Here is a 20,237-nt window from a genome sequence, read left to right as displayed (position 1 = left end):
CGTTTAAATATTTAATTTTACAAAAAGAAAACACTTTTAATTTTACAAATAGAATAAAATTCAAATTAATTTTGGTATATTATTTGTACTATATTTTGTTTGAATAAAGAATGTTTAATCCGCCAAAAAAACATCGCCCTAATGAATTTTTCAAACCCATTAAGAAAAAATGAAAAGATTTTACCTGTTACTAATCTGTCTGACGGTCAGTTTGTTGGCTACAACTCAGACCTTTTCGCAGGGGATTATTTTTCGGCAAGATGATTGGCAAAACGTTTTGATGCAAGCTAAAGCCCAGAAGAAATTAATCTTCGTGGACATCTACACAACGTGGTGCGGACCCTGTAAAGAAATGGATAAAAAGACTTTTACAGAGTCATCGGTTGGCGACAAATTTAATGCCAGATTTATCAACTATAAAGTTGATGCTGAAAAAGGCTTTGGTATCAATTTAGCAAAACGCTACAATGTTACATCTTATCCAACCTGTCTATTTGTAGATGCTACCGAAAATTTAATGTACAAACAAGAAGGTCTTTTGAGAGCTCCTGATTTATTAAAAGAGGCTGATATGGTCTTGAATAATCAGGCGAACGCAAAACCTCGTTGGGCATTGGAAAAATTGTACAATGAAGGACGTAGAGACTCTGAATTTTTGAGTGAGTTTATTTCTGTCAACTCTTTATACACGATTGATAATACGAATTTGGTTGAAGAATATGTGAAATCGTTAACCCCAATTCAATATTCGTCAGATAAAACGCTTCGTATCATTGTCAACAATGGCTTTAAAATTGACGGAAAAGCGTTTGATTTATTATTGAAATTCCGTGAAAAAGCGGAAAGTTTATTTGAAGGTGGCGTTGAAAAAGTTAATAGAGCGTTTTCTCAAAGTATCAATGAAGTATTTGATGTTGCTTTGAAAACGAAGAATCAGGTGATGTTTGATAAAGCATTAGCTGCCAATTTGAAAGCATTGCCCAACACTGCTGACCGTGTGAACGACAAAAATAAATTGGCATTTTATTTAGCGATGAAAGACGTTAATAAATTCTCGGAAGCGGCAGAACAATATCTTGACCAATATGTAATGTTTGTACAAGTTGAAAGTATTCGTAAGCAAGATTTGTGGGAATATGAAAAAATTATGCAGAATTATAAGTTAGGTATTCGTGATTCGGTTGGAGCAGGAGCGGCACTTTATCAAAATTTGAAAAAGAATGCCAAATACACGATGGCTCGTTTGACAGCAAATGAATTGAACGAAGTTGTGAAAGCGTTTTATGACCAAGTTGATGATAAAGTTAAATTGAAAAAAGCCATTGAATGGGCAAAACGTTCGTTAGAATTGGTGGAAACACCCGATAGTTATCATTCTTACGCACAATTGATGTTGAAACTTGGTGATAAGCAAATGGCTTTGGATATTGAACAAAAAGCTTATGATGTGGCTCTGCGAGAGAAATTAGACACACAAAAATTTACCGCAGCTTTGGAAAAAATGAGGTAACTAATAGCATAAAAATACCCCGAAGGTTTTAAAATCTTCGGGGTATTTTATTTATGTCCTATTCAACTTCTAAAATTAGTTTTCCAAAATTTTCCCCTGAGAATAGCATCATCATTGTTGGTAAAAAATTACGAATTCCTTTTTCGATATGTACTTTCGATTGCAATTTCCCTTCGTGAATCCAACCTGCCATTTCACGAGCTGCTTTTCCGTAATTAGCGGCATTATCAAAAACCACAATACCTTCCATTTTGGCACGATTTACCAATAAAGCAAGATAATTTGAAGGGCCTTTTACGGGTTCAGTATTATTGTATTGAGAAATTGCTCCACAAATAACAATGCGGGCTTTCATTCTGATTTGTCCCAAAACAATATCCAAAATTTCACCGCCAACATTATCAAAATAAATGTCAATTCCTTCTGGACAAGCTGTTTTAAGGGCTTTTCTTACGTCTTCAGTTTTGTAATTGATACAGGCATCGAAACCTAATTCATTGACACAATAATCACATTTTTCTTGGTCACCTGCAATACCAACAACTTTACAACCTTTGATTTTTGCAATTTGTCCAACCACACTTCCAACCGCACCCGACGCACCCGAAACGACTACCGTTTCACCTTCTTTAGGCATTCCAGTATCTAAAAAGCCAAAATATGCGGTCATTCCTGGCATTCCTAAAGTTGATAAATAGGTGGTGAGAGGAGCAATATTTGTATCAACTTTTACCAAATCTTTGCCCGTTGAAACGGCATATTCTTGTACGCCCCAACCGCCCGTAACGTATTGTCCAACAGTAAAATCTGGGTTATTCGATTCAATGATTTGTCCTGCCGTTCCTGCTCTGAAAACCTCACCAATTTGAATTGGTTTGATGTACGATTTGCCTTCGTTCATCCAACCACGCATGGCAGGGTCGAGAGAAATATATTTGGTTTTGATAAGAATTTCACCTTCTTGAATTATTGGAATGGCTGATTCCTCGATAATCAAATCGCTGTCTTTAGGATTTCCAACGGGACGAGCCGCCAATTTTACTTGTGTATTAGTCATGTTTTTGGAGTTGTGAATGAAGATTTAGTGATTGAGTGAATGGTGATTTAGTGATTTAAAAACATTCACTCAATCACAAATACCTACTTATCGAATTTCAAATTAAATAATTCTTTTGAACGAAACCATACGATGGTAACGATAATCATGGTCATTGCTCCACCGAAAATTACCGATGGAACTGTCCCTAATAATTTTGCAGCAAGTCCAGATTCAAAAGCTCCTAACTCGTTGGAAGAACTTACAAAAATACCATTTACAGATGAAACCCTTCCACGCATTTCATCGGGCGTAAAGTAGCGTAAAACTGTTTGGCGAATAATTACACTAACACTGTCAAATGCTCCTGTAAAAAATAAGGCACCTGCCGAAAGCCAAACGTTAGTAGAAAGAGCAAAAACCAAAGTGGCAATTCCAAAACCTGCAATGGCTAAAAGGAGATTTCTCCAAGCATTATTTAATGGTGGAAAATAAACCATGACCAACATCGTAAGTACCGCCCCAATAGATGGTGCTGCTCGTAGAATACCTAAGCCTTCTGCTCCGACGTGCAAAATATCTTCGGAATAGACTGGTAATAAGGCAATTACACCACCAAAAAGCACCGAAAATAAATCTAAAGAAATAGAATATAAAATCACTTTTGTTTTGAAAACGTAAGCAATTCCTTCACGTAAAGAATAAAAAATATTGACTTTCTGCTCATTTTGTACAGGAATAGGAGGAGAAGTTATCGTCGAAATTAATAACATAACTACGCCAAAAAGACCTACAACTACCCAAAGTGTATTGGTTAAACCCAAATAAGCGTATAAAAAACCTGCTAATCCAGGGCCTAAAATTGCCCCTGCTTGCCAGAAAGAACTTTGCCAAGTGGCTGCATTAGCAAAAACCTCTTTCGGAATTAAAAAGGGATTGAGTGATGAAGATGCGGGACTATAAAAGCCTCTGGCAAAACCAATTAACATGATTACGCCATAAACAACGGTCAATAATTGCGTTTGAGAAAGTCCAGAATTGGGGGACGTTGCCCAAATTAATACCAAAGAGCCTACAATTATAAAGGCAAGACTGGCTTGCATAAGTGTTTTTTTATTGCGACGGTCGGCTAAGTGTCCACCAAAAAGAGCTAACGAAATGTAAGGCAATGCTTCTGCCAAACCAACTAAACCTAAAGCAAGAGGGTCGTGCGTAATTTTATAAATGGCGTATCCCAAAACAACTTCTTGGATTAACAAAGCCATCGTTACAAAGCTATTGGCAAAAATAAAAGCAACAAATTGAGGGTATTTGAGGGCAATATATGGGGACTGTTTGTTTTCGGCTTGATTCATTTGTTGAATGATTGGATATGCTAATTTTTCAAAAAATAATAAATAAAGGTAATAAAAAAATGCCGTCTCCTACCCAACGGTAGCGGTCATTTGTGAGAAAAATATTGTTGAATAAACTGATTATCAAAAGAATAAAACTCATAAGTATTTCAATAAAAAATACTTTGCTAAAATATGCCAGACCATTGGTCTTCATCCAATAAAAGCCAATTGACATCACTACAACACTTATAAGGATAATAATTTTATGGGAATTTTTAGTTCCCCAATAACTGGCAAGATTATGGCATTCGGGATTTTTTTTTAATTCTGAAAGAGAAAAAAGAAGAAGGTTCTGGAATGTGATGAGTAAAAAAAGTATGCCTACAAACAAACTTGGCATAGAGAAATCATTTAAAACTGTTGTACTAAATACGCCCATTGTATATACGGTTGCGGTAATGGGTTCTTTATAATGTTGGAAATGGTTTTCAGCAGAAAATCGATTGGTAAGATAAAGGTAAATAGTTGTTATAGCTGTTGTTAATATGCCTAAAATGAGAATGTTATAAGGAAGATAAAATAACAAAATCGCACAAAAGACAATCGAAATAAATAGGCAGATTGTTAAAACTTTACGGTGTTTTTGATGAAAAAAATGCCTTTCTGTTTCAACTTGACTTGGCTTTTGATTATCTAATAACCTATCTAAAATGTAGATAATCCAAACCGAAAATCCCAAAATCAAAATAATTGAAATCGGAATTTGAGCATTGGAAAGAGATAGTTTCCAGAACATGATATTACAAACCATTGCCCCGAAAACTACATCCAAACTTAGCAAATGGGCTATTTTAAGTAATTTAAGCAATTTCAAATTTGGCTAATTTCTGACGACTTTTCACTTCTATTGAATCTCCAACGGCTATTGCTCCCAACTGACTTATCAATACATTTTGCCCGAATAAAATTTTATTTCCTGCTTTTCTAAATTTATTTAAAGTCAAAAGTGGTTCTTTCCCCACCTTTTCGCCAGTGGCTTGGTCAATCGTCGTCATTATACATCTTGCACAAGGTTTTACGCCAAAGAAACGCACTCCACCAATGGTAAATTCGTGCCAAGCGTCTTCTTCAAATGCCTCTCCGCCCGTAAAGACCAAATTAGGTCTAAAACGGTTGATATTGACCTTCGATACTAAGCGATTATTCAAATCATTAAGCGATTCTTGTCCCGCAATTAAAATTGGATAACCGTCTGAAAATGAAGTAATTTCGATGCCTTTTAAGGAATAATTAGCATCTGTTTTTCTATGGCTTTCTTCAGGCATATATACAAGACGAGTAGGCGAACCTAATATCTCCGTAAACCATTGTGTAGCTTCATCACTTACTTCCAAAGCTCCAACTTCATCATCCCAAACAGTTATTTTGAGAGCCTTTGAAGCTTGTGGTTTGCCAAGGTTTACGATTAAATTCTCACCCGTTTTACGATGAGTAATTACTAAACCATCGTCTATGATTTGCGTTTGAAAAATTGCCAAAATAGGGAATTCACGCTGACTCAAAAAACGTCCGTTTACATCAACTAACATAAAACGGCGGTCATTTTCAAGTCCTCGGTCAGTTATGTTAGCTTTTGAAAGAGCAATTCCTCCTAAAGATTTTACGGGATAAATGTATATTTCTGATAGTTTTAACATAGTTCTAAGCGAAAAGCTAATAAGTTTTAGCCTTGTAAAAATGAATAAGCTGCCTTTAAAGGATGAACATCTTACGAAAACCAATTAACCAATTAACCAATTAACCAATAACCAGTTCTCCATAACCACTTATTTAACTGCTTTTACAGTATAACCTTCTTTTTTTAAGAGAGCAATTACCCCTTTTGAACCGCCTAAATGACCAGCACCAACGGCAAAGAAAGTAGGTTTTTCTTTCGTGATTTTTGCAATTCTGCTAATCCAATTTTGGTTGCGAGTTTCTAAAATATCTTTCTCAAATCCATCGCTCGAAAACTTTGAATTAGCCATATCTTCCATCATCAAATCCACGTCTTGTTTTTTATAATCCGAGATTAACTTTTTCAATTCAGCTTTCCCTTCATTCCAATTCGTGATTAATTGTACGAGCATTTCTTCAGCTTGTTTTTTCATGCCCATTTTATCAATTGCCGCAAATTGTTCTTGTACTGTTTCCAATCCTAAAACCTCTTTATGTTCTTGACTTGCCATTTTTACAAAAACCTCTTCGTAACCTTGCATCGGGCAATTCAACATTTTTGGAATGGTAAAAGAACTCAAGACAAAAGGTTTCATCTGTTCAAACATCGTAATATTTGTTTTCAAAGAATCCTTGAAAAATGTGCTAACTTTTTGATAATCAGCTTCTGATAGCAAAGTTTTTAACGTAGAGCCATCCGTCATCATCAAATTCTTTTGCATTTCAGTCATCATTTGCGGGTCGTCCATATCTATTTCAAGATAAACCTGCTGACTTTCCGAAAATGCCTTTTTAGTTGCCTCTGTCATGATAAAATCATTTTTGCAGATGGCGTGAATTGTACCGTATAGATAAGAAGGTTGTACAAGTCCATTCCCCGAAATTTCGTAAAGTAATGATTTGTCTTCTTTCTGTCCGTAAATTTTGGTAAAATACAAGGAGCTGAAAATCAGCGAAATGATGAAAAATTTAATAGGATTGGTCATTTTTGCAAGGATTTTATGATACTGGTTTAAGATTGGTTTTGTAATTCAGAAAGGTGAGATTTTAGTTTATCGAGATGATTTCTATACAAAGTTTTAATGAAATATTTATTGTAAAAATAGGCAATTGGGCTGATTATTAAAGGCAAAATTATCAATTCTCGTAGTTCAATTTCTATTTCTGCTATTTGGGCAGCTACAATTGTTCCATAAAACATCAAAGGTAATAGCAAAATATTATTCAGAATAGTAATCGTTTTGATTTGTTTTTCGAACTTTTTAACGGTGAAATTTAAGGTAGAAACTAAATCATTTTTTGTGGAAAATTCTTGATACTTTTTCTGATTTTTTAGATATAAAACTATACCGATACAAGTCAAAATAATGAAAAATAAGGCAGTTAATTTATGGTAAAATCCAAGTTCTGTCCCTACAATAATGTACAATAATGGCAAAATAAGCAAGCAACTAACCATTACATCAAATTTTAAATTTTGATATAATTTATCAGAAATTGCCTTTGATTTTTGTTGAATTATGGACGTAATTCTTTCATTATCAAGATTTTCTTGAAAAATGGTTTGTGATTGCCAAATATTTTTTAACTTGTCTAATTCCATAAAGTATCTGGTAGTACAGGAATCCTTCCTGTAATTCAAAAACGTGTCACAGGAAAGATTCCTGTGTTACCAATAATCTTAATTTTTCCCGAATTCGGGTCATTTTTACTCGTACATTATTTTGGGTAATACCCACAATTTCAGCAATTTCTTCATTGTCTTTTTCTTCAAAATAAAGCATCACAATTGCCTTTTCAATTTCTGAAAGTTGGGCAATAGCATGATGTAAAATTTTGATTTGTTCTTCGGTAGAATTATCGTAAATATTGTCTGAAATGTTAAGGATATTTTCGCTTAATTCAACTCGTTGAGGTCGGCGACTTTCTTTTCTGAAATCCGAAATAGCAACATTTAGGGCAATTTGGTAAATCCAAGTTGAGATTTTGGACTCCTGTCGAAATTTTGGGAAGGCACGCCACAATTGAATAATAATTTCTTGAAATAAATCTTTTCTATCGTCAGGGTCATGCCGATACATTCCGCACACTTTATGCACGATGCCCTGATTGATTTTGATGATTTCAATAAATTGATTTTCAGTGGATTGATTCAATTTTTTGAGGTTTTTAGGAGATTAGTCGCAAGGACGGGCGTAGAATTACAGAAAAATATTGGAGACCACAGATTTTACGGATTAGACGGATTTACACTGATTTTTGGTATTTTCTTCAGAATCATGATTCTTAGAGTTAAGATAATTTTATGATTTTAATAAAATCAATCTAACAGATAAAGTAACTCGTAACCACTCTTAAAGTGTATCTTACTCAAAAATATAAAATCAGTGTAAATCCGTCAAATCCGTCAAATCTGTGGTCTGAAAATTACTTAATATTTTCAAACAAAACAATTTTCTCCGTTTTATCAGTTACCTTAAATCTATCGTCGATTCTCATACCGATTACCCAAACCACCGAACCGTTTGAAGTCAGTAAATAAACGTCTTTCTTGAGGTTTAAAGGTACTTTTTGGTCAATCAGAAAATCGCTAATTAGTTTCTTTTTATTCATTCCCAAAGGACAAAACCAGTCGCCTTCCTTCCACTTTCTGATTTGTAGTGGAAAACGCACTTTTGCCGCATCCAAACAAGCGGTTCTCTTAGCCATTGGAACGGTAAAATCTTCCGCTTTATCAAATGGTTTTCCGAATGATAATTTCAAATGATTGATTTCTAAAAGCTCATCATCAGCCGTTATCGTTTGACTTTCAAAGGGTTTTAGATTTTTTGGAGTGATAACCAACTCCGTTCTGTCTTTCACCAAAGTATGCGTAGGCGTGAGAAAACTACGACCCGCTTCTTTGTCAAAAGCATCAAAAATATCTTGACATTGTTGATATGTAAAATTGTACGGTTTCAGCAATTCTGCCAATTTGATGACAGGCTGAGAAAGCGTTTGGATTGCTTTATAATTTACAAAAGTTGCCTGAGCGTCTGACCATGTAATTTGTTTACGCAACATTTCCATTTCTTGTTCAAAAATATCCTCAACTGCCGAAATACGCTCTACGGTTTGTTGAATGGTATTTTCAAGATTTGGATTAATTTGTTTTAATAAAGGCACAACTTCATTACGAATTAAATTGCGTTGATATTTATTGGATTCATTGGAAGAATCTTCTCTCCAAATAATCTGATTTTCAACTACATAGTCAAAAATATTTTCTTTTTCAGCGAATAACAACGGACGAATAATAAATCCATTTTTTGCTTTAATTCCATGCAAACCCGCAATGCCTGTTCCTTTGGTGAGGTTTAATAAAACCGTTTCTAACACATCATTTTGGTGGTGTGCCGTAGCGATATAATCACAATTTTGTTCTCTTCTGATTTTCTCAAACCATTCATAACGCAAAATTCGAGCAGCCATTTGCGTAGAAATTTTTTCATTTTCCGCAAATTCAGCCGTTTGAAAAGTCGTGGTAATGAAAGGAACTTTATATTTGATAGACAACTTTTTAACAAACATTTCGTCTTCATTCGACTCTTCGCCACGAAGCCCAAAATTGCAATGAGCAATCACAAAATCAAGCTTTGCTTTGCTAAAAAGGTCGCACATCACTACTGAATCCATACCGCCACTTACCGTCAAAAGGGCTTTTTGCGTAGGTTGAATCAGGTTTTGTTTGTTAATAAAGGTTAAAAACTCGTCGAGCATCGTTTTATTTAGGTAATTTTGTACAGAACCTATTTGACCTGTCTCTTTTGATGAGAAATTTGATTCATTTTGAATTTGATATTTTAAAATTTGTGAAGCAGAGCTACGTTGAACAAATCTTGGATTATCAGATTCAGAATGAACTAATTTATACCGAAAGAGACAGGTCAAATAGGTTCGTTATCATGATTATGAAATATTCCACAAAAATACATCAAATAAAATCAATTTTAGACAAGACTTCGGTTTTACAGACCAAAGTTAATGCTACTTTATTGAGCTTTATTCCGAAAAATATGTCTCGATATTTATTGAGTTGCTTTGCCTTATTTCTGCTTTTTTTTACGCTAAATACACAGGCTCAAGTGCCAGCCATGCCCGTGAATCCCAATCAATTAGAAATTATCAAAGCTGATAGTTTGGTGGGAATGAATTTACCGTTTATGCAAATCAGAAAGCTAATGGGAAATGTTGGTTTGCGACAAGGAACAACGCTGCTTTACTGTAATTTGGCGGTTTTGAACGAAACAACCAATATTTTGGAGGCTTATGGAAAAGTAAAAATTATCCAAGCTGATACTGTAACTATTACGGGAGATACCGCCTATTATTTCGGAAATGAAAGAAAAGCTAAGATTAATGGACGTGTAAAATTGGATGATAAAACAATTATTCTGAATACCAATAAATTAGATTATGACCTTAATTCAAGCGTAGCTTTTTATAATACAGGCGGAAAAGTTTTAGACAAAAAAAGCACTCTTACGAGTAAAGAAGCCTATTACAATACAGTTACAAAATTGGTAAATTTTAAGACCAATGTAAAAGTTGTGGATAAAGACGGAAACCTTTCGGCAGATTCACTACGATATAGCACCTTGTCAAAAGAAGCGTTTTTTGTTGCTCCAACGCTCATTGTTAATAAAAAAGATACCACTTATGCCAATCCTGGAAGTCAGTATAACACCCTCACCAAAATTTCTAATTTGAAAGGGCGTTCAACGGTAAAAACTGAAGATTATGTGATGACTGCTGACACCATGATTTATGACCCGCCTACCGAAATCGGCGTAGCAAATGGCAATATTTTATTCGTTTCTAAAAAAGACAAAGCCATTTTGACAGGCGATAAAGGGCGTTATTCTAAAAAAACAGGTATTACAAGAGTATTTGGACACGCTTTATTGAAGAATATTTTTGAAAATGATACGCTCTTTTTGAACGCAGATACGCTGGTTTCGTTGGACAACAAAGAAACGAAAGTCAAGAAATTGTACGCTTACAAAAAGGTCTTGATGTACAAATCGGATATGTCGGCAAAATGCGATTCATTGAGTTATAATGTGTCAGATTCTACGATTTATTTCTATCAAAAACCTATTATTTGGAACACCAAAAATCAGTCAGAAGCCGATTCAATTAATATTGGATTGCGTCATAATAAAATCAAAATCATGAATATGAAAGGCAAATCTTTCGTGATTTCGATTGATACTTTGGTGAATTATAATCAGATAAAAGGGCGTAAAATGGTAGTTAATTTTACCGATAGTTCACGAGTAGAAAAAGTAACCGTTGAAGGAAACGGAGAAAGTATTTATTATGCCATTGACGAAAAAAATACCGTTACAGGCATGAATCGGGTACAATGTGGGAAAATGAATATCAATTTTGCCAAAAACAAAGTGAGTAGAATTGCTTTTTTGGCCAAACCAGACGGAAAGTTTATTCCTCCTAAAGAAATAAAATCTGATGATAAAGAATTAGACGGTTTTAGATGGAGACTTGCAGAAAGACCTACCAAAGAAATGATTATGAAAGTAGTTTCGCCACCAATTGAAGTGAAAATTCCCCAAATCAAAAAAGATACGGTGATAATCAAGAAAGTAGAAAAAGAAGTGAAGAAGCTACCGTTGAGTAATTCTAAGAAAAAATTAAGGCCTAAACTTTGAAAATTGAATAATTTTAATATATTTTTGTTTAAAGGTTAAGGATTAAGTGTTTGAAAATCAACGTTTAATCAAAACCTGATAGAATTAAGTAAAAATAATTAACATTTTTTAAGAGTCCGACGTGCAACCTTTTACGTAATTTTATAGTCTAAAGAGTATAAAGAAAGTAAAAGTAAAATCTTCGCATGATTTTTGCGAAACATTAAACAGCCAAATAATTCAATTTAAGCGGCATAAAATAAAAATATCTGAATAGAATATTTACAATGCAATGAAACCTATACTAAGAAATACGCTGATGTTTTTAATGACGATAGTTTCGCTATCGGGCTTAGAAACTCATGCACAAACTGACAATAAATATAAAAGCCGTTTGGACATAAAACCTAAGGCTAAAACGACATTATCGTCGTCGGTATTGTTTAAAAAGACATCTTTTTCACTTTTTCAGCCATCATCTTTGGCATTGGATAGAAATATCAATTATCAACGCTCAGCTTACATCAATCAATATTTTACAAATTCATTTTTGTTACAACCTGCTAAAACGCAAGTTGTCAAGAACGAAGCAGGTGTTAGCCAACCAGTTGTAAATTCAGATAATAAAATTGATGAATTTATTTCTTCAGAAGATAGATTGTTTTCAAGTGAAAAATTGACTGTTTCTAATATTTATCCAAATCCAGCCGACGACCATGCGAATATTGATTATGTGATTTCTTCGCAAGTAGGAGAGGCGAAAATTACTTTTTACAATATTTTGGGTAATGAAATGAAAGAGGAAGTTTTAGAGAAAGACCAAAGAAAAGTAAGAATATCAACGAAAGACTGGAACAACGGAATTTATCTTTATCAATTATCAGCAGACGGTAAGTCGTTGGTTACGAAGAAGTTGTTGGTTAGACATCAATAATAATTAAGATTTAACAAAAATAAAAGAGGCTATATTCATCACGAATGTAGCCTCTTTTATTTTTAAAATTTTGGTATTAACATTGGCACTTCCTTTTGGTATTTTTCGTATTTCTTACCAAATTCTTGCACTAATTTTTTCTCTTCAAAATAGATTCCAATTCTTATATAAATGGTTAATACAATGGCAGTTATAAGATATGATTCGGTTGTGAAATATCCAAATGCTCCCCATAAAAATAATAAAATGCCCGTATAGATTGGGTGACGAACAACACTTGATACACCTTCAATCTGCAACTCACTTTTTTTCTTTGGCTCGTTAAAATCAATACCCAAAAACGCTTTCAAGTTGTAATTCCTAAAGGAAACATAGATTAAATAAACCCCTGATAACATCATCATCCCGCTCAATACTTGACTCAAAAGCGAACTTAACATCATCTTAACTGATGGTAATGTTATTTGTAAATAAAGAATTGGAATTATTAAAATGATTGCTAAGAAGTTGTAAATCAGTCGATAATATTTTGATGGGAATGTTTTTTTTATCGTACCTGTGGCTAAAAACGAATGGATTGCTCCGTAAATCAACCAAGCTATTCCTAAATAAATGTTTGTTTGCATATAGATTTCTAAAATTGAGATGTAAAAATACTAATGTTTGAGGGATTATAGCGAGCGAATTGCGAATTGTATAACCAATGTTTAGTAGTATTAAATCACGGAAATGTTAATAATGAACTACCTAAATATTTATCTTCTAATAAATGTTATCCATTTTAATTCCGAATAATTAATTTTCCGATGTTTAATAAGGACAACAGGATAATTGAATTTGAAAATTTGACTAACTTCAATTTTAAATTGCTCAAAATCAACAAAACCATGAAGAAAATCTTTTTATTGTTACTAAGTTCCTTTTCTGTATTTGCCCAAAATAATATTATTCCTGCCCCTGTGAGCTATGAAGTATCAACATCTTCGGGCATGAATATGTTTATGCTTGATTCTCGTACAAGTATTGACGTAACTGACGATAACACTGATGCCAAGAAAATTGCAGAGAATTTCATCAATTCTTTGGGTTTTATGGCTGGACAAAAACCTGCCTTTAAGAAAGTAGCAACGCCTTCGATGCAGGATAAAGTGATGATTTTTACCATCAATAAAAATGCTGATACAAAGTTAGGTAACGAAGGTTATACGCTTGAAGTGGACGGAACAACGATTAAATGTGTTGCCAACAAACCCGCAGGACTTTTTTACGCTCTTCAGACGCTTCGACAAATGATGCCACCACAAGCGGAAAACAAAGAATTTTCAATGGGAATGTTTCCGATTATGGGTTGTAAAATAACGGATTATCCCCGTTTTGGATGGCGTGGGTTGATGTTGGATGTTAGCCGTCATTTTTTCACGAAAGATGAAGTGAAAAGCTATATTGATTTAATGGCTCGTTATAAATTCAATACATTGCACTGGCACTTAGCGGATGATAATGGTTGGAGATTAGAGATAAAATCTTTACCAAAATTGACTGAAATTGGAGCATGGAGAGTGCCAAGAGTAGGAGGTTTTGGCAAGCGTGAAGACCCAAAAGAGGGAGAAACTGCAACCTATGGTGGTTTTTATACGCAAGAAGAAGTGAAAGAAGTGATTCAATATGCTAATGAAAGAAACGTGACGATTGTTCCTGAAATTGACGTTCCAGGACATAGTATGGCAGTTTTGGCGGCTTATCCTGAGCTTTCAACCAAGAAAGATTTAAAGCGTTATGTAAATCCAGGAACTGAGTTTGCAGATTGGTTTCCGAATGGAACTTTTAAGATGAAAATTGAAAATACGTTGAATCCTTCGGATGAAAAAGTATATGAGTTTTTAGATAAGGTTTTTACAGAAGTGGCGGCACTTTTCCCAAATAAATATATCCACATGGGAGGTGACGAATGTTATCATGGATATTGGGAAGAAGATGCAGGTTGTCAGGCATTTATGAAGAAAAATAACTTGAAAGATGTGCATGAGTTACAAAGTTATTTTGTGAAAAGAGTTGAGAAAATTATCAATAAAAAGGGTAAAACCATGATTGGTTGGGACGAGATTTTGGAAGGTGGGCTTGCTCCAAATGCTACTGTAATGAGTTGGAGAGGCATGAAAGGAGGTATTGAAGCGGCTCGTCAAAAACATGATGTGGTAATGACTCCTACTACTTTTGCTTATTTAGATTATGTACAAGGCGACCCAACGGTTGAAAAACCAATTTATGCCAGTTTATCTTTGAGAAAATCGTATCAATTTGAGCCAGTTCCAGATAGTACCGATGCGAAATATATTTTGGGTGGACAGGGAAATTTATGGACAGAACAAGTACAAAATTACCGTCACGCTTTGTACATGACTTATCCGAGAGCATGGGCAATTGCAGAATCAGTTTGGAGTCCGAAAGAAAAGAAAAATTATGCTAATTTCTTAGAGAGAACTGAAAATCATTTTGCTCGTTTTGATGCTGCCAATTTGAAAGTAAGTAAAGCCGTTTTTGATGCGATTGTTACGACTAAAAAGGACGGTAATAAATTGATTTGCGACATGACTTGTGATATTCCGAATACAGAAATTTATTATTCAATGGATGATTCATTTCCTGATAAATTTGCTACGAAATTTACAACAGCTTTTGAAATTCCTAAAGGCGATATTAACTTAAAAGTAATCACGCTTCGGAATGGACAACCTTTGGGGAGAATGTTGAGTATTCCGAAAACAGAATTAGAGAAAAGAGCTAAGTGATTAATTATTAAGGCTGTTATCGAGAAATCTTTAACAGCCTTAGTTTTCTAAAGGAAAACCCAATGAAGCGGTTATCAGATGATTTTGTTCTTCAAGTTTGAAAAAAGCCTTGTCTCCAAAATTGATTTTTAAGCGTTTTTGAAGGTTTTCGATACCAATTCCTGTATTTTCCTCCATCAGACTTGGCTTACTTTCTAATGTCCCTTCATTAATGACTTTGAGTAATAAATGCGTTTGGTTTTTCTCGCCATAAATTTTAATTGTTCCTCCTTTTTTCTGCTTTCCAATACCGTGTTTGATGGCATTTTCTGCTAATATTTGTAAGCAAAATGGCAATACATGAAAATTCTTTAAATCATTAGAAATTTTGATTTCTACGGTCAAGCGTTCATGAAATCTAATTTTTTCGATAGACAGATAATTATCTAATATTTCAATTTCCTCACCAAGCGAAATGTTTTCATCTAATTTCGTTTTGAGAGAAAGTCTCAGTAAATCAGATAGTTGTGCGATAGCCTCTCTTGCTGAATGAGGTTCTGTAAGCACCAACGCTCGTATTCCATTGAGGGCATTGAAAAGAAAATGTGGGTTTAATTGTTTACGTAAGCGGTCGAGTTCAGAATCATGTAACGATTTCAATAAATTACTTTCTCGTTCCTTCAAAATTTGTGCATACCTAAAAAGATGAAATCCCAAAAACCAAGGGAGTGAGTTCCATATACATTCTAACAGATAGTCAAAACGCATTTCTGTCGTAATTTTTTTGCCTTCCCAAACACTATAATGATAAAAAAAACCATGAGAATTTATCAAAAAATAAACTCCTCCGCATATTGAAATACCTATGAGAAGTGCTAAAAATTGCCATCTTTTTTTGACAGAATCTAAATCTATTTTTAGGTAAATGGCTCTATATAAATAGGTTATGATTACCATTGAGCTAAAGTTTAGTACATAGAAAAATAATATTGTACTAAAAGGGCCTTCTGGTAGTTTACAAGTTGGTAGGGTTCTATAACCAAGATAAATGACCCACCAAGTAAGGTGTAATTTCCAGAAAATAGATTCTTGATTTTTGGACACTTTCTTTATTATCATAAGCATAACTTTAGTTAATTGAAATTTAAGCGTAAGAAAATATAGCTTGAAGCAAAAATAATCTTTTTTTTGAGTGTTTATCCATCATTCGTATAATATTGTTTAAGCGTTCAATTGTAAGTATTAACGGCTTTTTTGATTTGCTAATTTTTTACCTAAACCATTTGGAACAATTGAACGGAATTTATCTTTTGCTTATTAAATTTGACCAGTTTTTAATAGATAACATCTCAATGCTTACACATAAAAAAATAATAATCGGAATTTCAGGAAGTATTGCCGCTTATAAAATTGCTACTTTAATACGCCTTTTGGTGAAAGAAGGGGCAGAAGTACAAATTGTGATGACCCAAGCCGCCAAAGAATTCATTACTCCTTTGACGTTGGCAACGTTGTCGAAAAAACCTGCTCTTTCAGAATTTGTGAAAGACCAAACAGGAACTTGGAACAATCACGTTGATTTAGGGCTTTGGGCAGATGTTATTCTGATTGCTCCAGCAACGGCTCATACGCTCGCAAAATGTGCCAATGGTATTTGTGACGATTTACTGACTGCCGTTTATCTGTCAGCTAAATGTCCAGTGCTGTTTGCTCCTGCGATGGATTTAGATATGTATCAGCACCCAAGTACCTTGGAGAATTTGAAGAAGTTGCAAGCGTTTGGAAATCAGATAGTAAAGTCAAATTATGGAGAGTTAGCAAGTGGTTTGGTTGGTGAAGGACGCATGGCTGAACCTGAGGAATTGGTAGAAGTTTTGACGAAACATTTCTCTGAAAATGCCGTTCTGAAAGGCAAAAATGTGTTGATTACGGCTGGCCCAACCCAAGAACCGATTGACCCTGTCCGTTTTATAAGTAATCATTCAACTGGAAAAATGGGTTATGCCATTGCCAATAAATTAGCGAAAGCAGGAGCGAATGTTACGCTTGTGAGTGGACAAGTTGCCTTGAAATTGCCTGATACGAGTATTAATTTAGTAAAAGTACGTTCTGCCAAAGAAATGTACGAAGCTTCGCAAAAAGCTTTTGACCAAGCTGATATTGTCATTTTAGCTGCTGCCGTTGCCGATTATACTCCTGCGGTTGTAGCGGACAAGAAAATAAAGAAGAAAGAAGATACGTTTAATATAGAACTGACCAAGACAACCGATATTGCCAAAACGTTAGGACAACAAAAACGCCCAGAACAGTTGATGGTTGGTTTTGCTTTAGAAACCGATAATGAAGTTGAAAATGCCATTGGCAAAATAAAATCAAAGAATTTGGACATGATTATACTCAATTCTTTACAAAATGCAGGAGCAGGTTTTGGGCATGATACCAACAAAATAAGTATTATTAAAAGAGATGGCACAATCATTGACTTTGATTTGAAGTCTAAACAAGATGTTGCCCAAGATATTGTAAATGAAATTACCTCCCAGTTATCAGTAAACAGAAAACAGTAATCAGTCAAGGGCATACAATTTAATGGAATCTTACAAAAGCATTCAAATGATGAAAAAATATCAGTTTTTTTTAAATAAAATATTCCTTCTATTTACTGTTTACTGTTTATTGATAACTGGTAATTCTATCAAAGCTCAAGAACTTAACTGTAAAGTGAGTTTGTCAACCGACCAACTGCAAGTAAACGAACAACGTGGCTCAAATGTCTATAACGAGATTCAAAACGTGATGCAAGAATTCTTGAATAATCGTCGTTGGTCGAATGATAATTTCTCTACGGAAGAAAAAATCAACTGTTCATTGTCGGTAATTTTAACTAAGGCATCTTCAAATGGAGATTATGAAGGAACAGCTAATTTTCAAGTGAGAAGACCCATTTTTGGTACAGCTTACGAAACAGTTTTGTTAAATTACGTTGATAAAAACTTCACTTTCAAGTATGTAGCGGGAACACCTTTGACTTATAATGACAATAACTTCAATGATAATTTGACGCAAATGTTGGCATTTTATGCCTATGTAGCTTTGGCATTTGACTATGATTCTTTCGGGAAAATGGGCGGGACAAACTTTGCACAAAAAGCGTTGAATGTAGTCAATCTTGCACAGTCGGCAGGAGGAGGGTGGACTTCTTCGAGTGATATTCGTAATCGTTATTGGGTTTCTGAAAATCTATTAAATCAGCAATTACAGCCACTCCGTGAGGGTTTTTACACATATCACCGTTTGGCAATGGATAATTATGCAACCAATCCTGTGGGTGGGCGTAAGCAAATTACAGAGTATTTGAATCAGATTAAGCAAATTAGTCAATCACGTCCTGGACAAGTTTGGTATCGTTTATTCTTTGAGGCAAAATCCATAGAATTATTGAATATTTATGGAGACGCTCCTTTAGATGAACGTAAAAAAATAGTATCGCTTTTAACTTCTCTCGACCCAACTAATTCAGAATCTTATCGGAAATTGGGGAAATAGATTTTTAGAGAGAATAGTAATTAGAGTATATAGATTAGAATTTAAACTATATACTCATCCAATTTATATTTTCTATACTCTAAATTTCCATCGGTCATAATATCTCATCTATTCTCTGTAATCTAACCTCTAAAATCTAATCTCCAATAACGTGCAAACCAATTATTATTTTCTTCGCCAATTGTCAAAACGTCTTGAAAAAGAATTAGTAGGAATGGTCTTGGCAGAATGTTTTTCACAAGAAAAAGATGAACTTTTATTGGGTTTCTGTACGGATGGAAAACAATGGAAACAGCAGCGAGATTTCTACATCAAAGCGGCTTTACATCCAGATTTTGCTTGTTTAAATTTCCCAAATGATTTTAAAAGAGCAGGACGGAATTCCGTCGATTTATTTAAAAATTTGATTGATTTGAAAGTTGTGAGTGTTCGCCAATTTCTGAACGAAAGAGCTTTCGGAATTTACTTTGAGAATGATTTTGTATTGCTTTTCAAAATGTACGGTAATCGTTCTAATATCATTCTTTTGCATGAAAATAAGGTAATAGATTTGCTCCATAATAAATTGGTAGTTGATAATAATATTGACCTTACGACGCTTGACCGTCCCATCGAACAATCTGAAACTGCTTTTAATGAAAAAGGTTGGAAAGCACTTTTTCCAACTTTTGGAAAAGAAATAGCTACCTACCTACAACCAAAATCAACAGTTAATTGGCAAGATATTCAAGCTGTTTTAGAGTGGTTAGAGAATCCTGTTTTTTACCTTAAAACGATTGATTATCAGCCAGTTTTGTCGTTGATAGAAGACGGGGGAGAAGTTCAAAAAACATTTGATGACCCCATTGAGGCGAGTAATAATTTTTACTATGCTTATACTCGCATAAACGTTTTTGACAAAGAAAAAGGGCAGGTTATTAAGGCTATTTTGAAGCGAAAAAGTAGAACACAGGCATATATTGAGAAAAACTATCAACAATTAAACGGACTTGATTCGGGCGTAAAACACGATGAAATTGCCAATATTATCATGGCAAATTTACACGCCATTCCAGAGCGAACCGAAGTAATTGAACTCTATGATTTTTATCGTGATAAACCTTTGAAGGTCAGACTGAAAGCAGATTTATCTCCTCAAAAAAATGCAGAAAATTACTATCGAAAATCAAAAAATGAGAAGATAGAAATACAGAAATTGATGGAAAATATTGCTGCCAAAGAAGAAGATTTAGCAGAGATTGACCAACAAATAACTACAATTGAACAAATAGAAACGCTCAAAGAATTTAGAAAATACCAAAAAGCCAATCAGTTGGAAGTTGTCCCAAAAGCAATGGATACCGTGCAGGATTTGTTTAAATATTATCATTTTGAAGGTTACGAAATTTTGGTTGGACGCAATGCTAAAAACAATGATTTGCTTACGCAGCGGTATGCACGCAAAGAAGATTTATGGCTTCATGCTCGTGATGTGTCTGGTTCTCATGTAGTTATCCGTAAGCAAGCGGGTAAGAATTATCCCGTCAGAGTGATAGAACGAGCTGCGGGTTTGGCGGCCTATTATTCTAAACGCAGAAATGATACCCTTTGTCCCGTCATTGTTACACCCAAAAAATTCGTCAGAAAAACTCGTGATTTGGGCGAAGGGCAGGTAATTGTTGAGAAAGAAGAAGTTATTATGATTGAGCCACAATTGTAAC

At 34.4% G+C, this 20,237-nt stretch carries 17 protein-coding genes; 7 read left to right on the top strand and 10 right to left on the bottom strand.

Annotation, left to right across the window (positions count from 1 at the left end; genetic code table 11):
* The first annotated feature begins 169 nt into the window (after positions 1-169).
* Positions 170-1,510 (top strand): thioredoxin family protein, encoded by a 1,341-nt coding sequence (locus VB796_RS19895; protein ID WP_323348342.1) that lies wholly within the window; start codon positions 170-172, stop codon positions 1,508-1,510.
* Between the two features lie 58 nt (positions 1,511-1,568).
* Here VB796_RS19895 and VB796_RS19890 read toward each other — a convergent pair whose 3' ends face one another.
* The 8 genes from VB796_RS19890 to tilS all read right to left on the bottom strand — a co-directional run bounded on the left by VB796_RS19890 (position 1,569) and on the right by tilS (position 9,358).
* The gene (locus VB796_RS19890) at positions 1,569-2,567 is read right to left on the bottom strand and encodes an NADP-dependent oxidoreductase (protein WP_323348341.1); all 999 of its coding nucleotides are present in this window, start codon (positions 2,565-2,567) and stop codon (positions 1,569-1,571) included.
* Between the two features lie 83 nt (positions 2,568-2,650).
* On the bottom strand, positions 2,651-3,901 hold the full coding sequence (locus VB796_RS19885; RefSeq protein WP_323348340.1) for an MFS transporter: 1,251 nt from the start codon (positions 3,899-3,901) through the stop codon (positions 2,651-2,653).
* Positions 3,902-3,929: 28 nt separating this feature from the next.
* Positions 3,930-4,751 carry a hypothetical protein gene (locus VB796_RS19880; protein WP_323348339.1) on the bottom strand — a complete coding sequence of 274 codons (822 nt, stop codon included), beginning with the start codon at positions 4,749-4,751 and terminating at the stop codon, positions 3,930-3,932.
* On the bottom strand, positions 4,744-5,580 hold the full coding sequence (locus VB796_RS19875) for an MOSC domain-containing protein (protein ID WP_323348338.1): 837 nt from the start codon (positions 5,578-5,580) through the stop codon (positions 4,744-4,746). The genes VB796_RS19880 and VB796_RS19875 overlap by 8 nt, the downstream gene beginning before the upstream one ends.
* A 129-nt stretch (positions 5,581-5,709) precedes the next feature.
* Complete coding sequence (locus VB796_RS19870; RefSeq protein ID WP_323348337.1) at positions 5,710-6,585, bottom strand: TraB/GumN family protein; 876 nt, start codon at positions 6,583-6,585, stop codon at positions 5,710-5,712.
* Positions 6,586-6,611: 26 nt separating this feature from the next.
* Entirely contained in the window at positions 6,612-7,202 is a 591-nt protein-coding gene (locus tag VB796_RS19865; protein ID WP_323348336.1) for a hypothetical protein, read from the bottom strand.
* 46 nt (positions 7,203-7,248) lie between these two features.
* Positions 7,249-7,755, bottom strand: a complete 507-nt coding sequence (locus VB796_RS19860; RefSeq protein WP_323348335.1) for a sigma-70 family RNA polymerase sigma factor — start codon at positions 7,753-7,755, stop codon at positions 7,249-7,251.
* Between the two features lie 271 nt (positions 7,756-8,026).
* Positions 8,027-9,358 carry a tRNA lysidine(34) synthetase TilS gene (tilS, locus tag VB796_RS19855; protein WP_323348334.1) on the bottom strand — a complete coding sequence of 444 codons (1,332 nt, stop codon included), beginning with the start codon at positions 9,356-9,358 and terminating at the stop codon, positions 8,027-8,029.
* A 191-nt stretch (positions 9,359-9,549) separates the two neighbouring features.
* On the opposite strand from tilS, the gene VB796_RS19850 reads away from it, so the two are divergent.
* On the top strand, positions 9,550-11,310 hold the full coding sequence (locus VB796_RS19850; protein WP_323348333.1) for an OstA-like protein: 1,761 nt from the start codon (positions 9,550-9,552) through the stop codon (positions 11,308-11,310).
* Between the two features lie 271 nt (positions 11,311-11,581).
* Positions 11,582-12,223, top strand: coding sequence for a T9SS type A sorting domain-containing protein (locus VB796_RS19845; RefSeq protein ID WP_323348332.1), 642 nt, complete (start codon positions 11,582-11,584; stop codon positions 12,221-12,223).
* 62 nt (positions 12,224-12,285) lie between these two features.
* Here VB796_RS19845 and VB796_RS19840 read toward each other — a convergent pair whose 3' ends face one another.
* Positions 12,286-12,849 carry an isoprenylcysteine carboxylmethyltransferase family protein gene (locus tag VB796_RS19840; protein ID WP_323348331.1) on the bottom strand — a complete coding sequence of 188 codons (564 nt, stop codon included), beginning with the start codon at positions 12,847-12,849 and terminating at the stop codon, positions 12,286-12,288.
* A gap of 261 nt (positions 12,850-13,110) precedes the next feature.
* Here VB796_RS19840 and VB796_RS19835 point away from each other — a divergent pair, with 261 nt between their 5' ends.
* Entirely contained in the window at positions 13,111-15,012 is a 1,902-nt protein-coding gene (locus VB796_RS19835; protein ID WP_323348330.1) for a beta-N-acetylhexosaminidase, read from the top strand.
* 39 nt (positions 15,013-15,051) lie between these two features.
* Here the strand turns inward: VB796_RS19835 and VB796_RS19830 are convergent, their stop codons facing one another.
* Positions 15,052-16,110 (bottom strand): sensor histidine kinase, encoded by a 1,059-nt coding sequence (locus VB796_RS19830; RefSeq protein WP_323348329.1) that lies wholly within the window; start codon positions 16,108-16,110, stop codon positions 15,052-15,054.
* A gap of 233 nt (positions 16,111-16,343) precedes the next feature.
* Between VB796_RS19830 and coaBC the strand changes: the two genes are divergently transcribed.
* From coaBC to VB796_RS19815, 3 genes are all read left to right on the top strand, one after another.
* Positions 16,344-17,558: a bifunctional phosphopantothenoylcysteine decarboxylase/phosphopantothenate--cysteine ligase CoaBC gene (gene coaBC, locus VB796_RS19825; protein ID WP_323348328.1), complete on the top strand. Its 1,215-nt coding sequence runs from the start codon at positions 16,344-16,346 to the stop codon at positions 17,556-17,558.
* A gap of 22 nt (positions 17,559-17,580) precedes the next feature.
* Positions 17,581-18,537, top strand: coding sequence for a DUF4835 family protein (locus VB796_RS19820; RefSeq protein ID WP_323348327.1), 957 nt, complete (start codon positions 17,581-17,583; stop codon positions 18,535-18,537).
* Between the two features lie 151 nt (positions 18,538-18,688).
* Positions 18,689-20,236: an NFACT RNA binding domain-containing protein gene (locus VB796_RS19815; RefSeq protein ID WP_323348326.1), complete on the top strand. Its 1,548-nt coding sequence runs from the start codon at positions 18,689-18,691 to the stop codon at positions 20,234-20,236.
* Position 20,237 lies beyond the last annotated feature (1 nt).

This window comes from Arcicella sp. LKC2W (assembly GCF_034931005.1).
In the GTDB taxonomy this organism is placed as follows: Bacteria; Bacteroidota; Bacteroidia; order Cytophagales; family Spirosomataceae; genus Arcicella.
This window is presented reverse-complemented; position numbering and strand designations above follow the sequence as displayed.

Excerpts from the sequence above, each read along its gene's own strand:
- VB796_RS19890 (WP_323348341.1), bottom strand. The coding sequence starts at position 2,567 with ATGACTAATACACAAGTAAAATTGGCGGCTCGTCCCGTTGGAAATCCT.
- VB796_RS19850 (WP_323348333.1), top strand. The coding sequence starts at position 9,550 with ATGAAATATTCCACAAAAATACATCAAATAAAATCAATTTTAGACAAG.
- VB796_RS19885 (WP_323348340.1), bottom strand. The coding sequence starts at position 3,901 with ATGAATCAAGCCGAAAACAAACAGTCCCCATATATTGCCCTCAAATAC.
- tilS (WP_323348334.1), bottom strand. The coding sequence starts at position 9,358 with ATGCTCGACGAGTTTTTAACCTTTATTAACAAACAAAACCTGATTCAA.
- VB796_RS19895 (WP_323348342.1), top strand. The coding sequence starts at position 170 with ATGAAAAGATTTTACCTGTTACTAATCTGTCTGACGGTCAGTTTGTTG.
- VB796_RS19845 (WP_323348332.1), top strand. The coding sequence starts at position 11,582 with ATGAAACCTATACTAAGAAATACGCTGATGTTTTTAATGACGATAGTT.
- VB796_RS19875 (WP_323348338.1), bottom strand. The coding sequence starts at position 5,580 with ATGTTAAAACTATCAGAAATATACATTTATCCCGTAAAATCTTTAGGA.
- VB796_RS19870 (WP_323348337.1), bottom strand. The coding sequence starts at position 6,585 with ATGACCAATCCTATTAAATTTTTCATCATTTCGCTGATTTTCAGCTCC.
- VB796_RS19830 (WP_323348329.1), bottom strand. The coding sequence starts at position 16,110 with ATGATAATAAAGAAAGTGTCCAAAAATCAAGAATCTATTTTCTGGAAA.
- VB796_RS19840 (WP_323348331.1), bottom strand. The coding sequence starts at position 12,849 with ATGCAAACAAACATTTATTTAGGAATAGCTTGGTTGATTTACGGAGCA.
- VB796_RS19835 (WP_323348330.1), top strand. The coding sequence starts at position 13,111 with ATGAAGAAAATCTTTTTATTGTTACTAAGTTCCTTTTCTGTATTTGCC.
- VB796_RS19865 (WP_323348336.1), bottom strand. The coding sequence starts at position 7,202 with ATGGAATTAGACAAGTTAAAAAATATTTGGCAATCACAAACCATTTTT.
- VB796_RS19820 (WP_323348327.1), top strand. The coding sequence starts at position 17,581 with ATGGAATCTTACAAAAGCATTCAAATGATGAAAAAATATCAGTTTTTT.
- coaBC (WP_323348328.1), top strand. The coding sequence starts at position 16,344 with ATGCTTACACATAAAAAAATAATAATCGGAATTTCAGGAAGTATTGCC.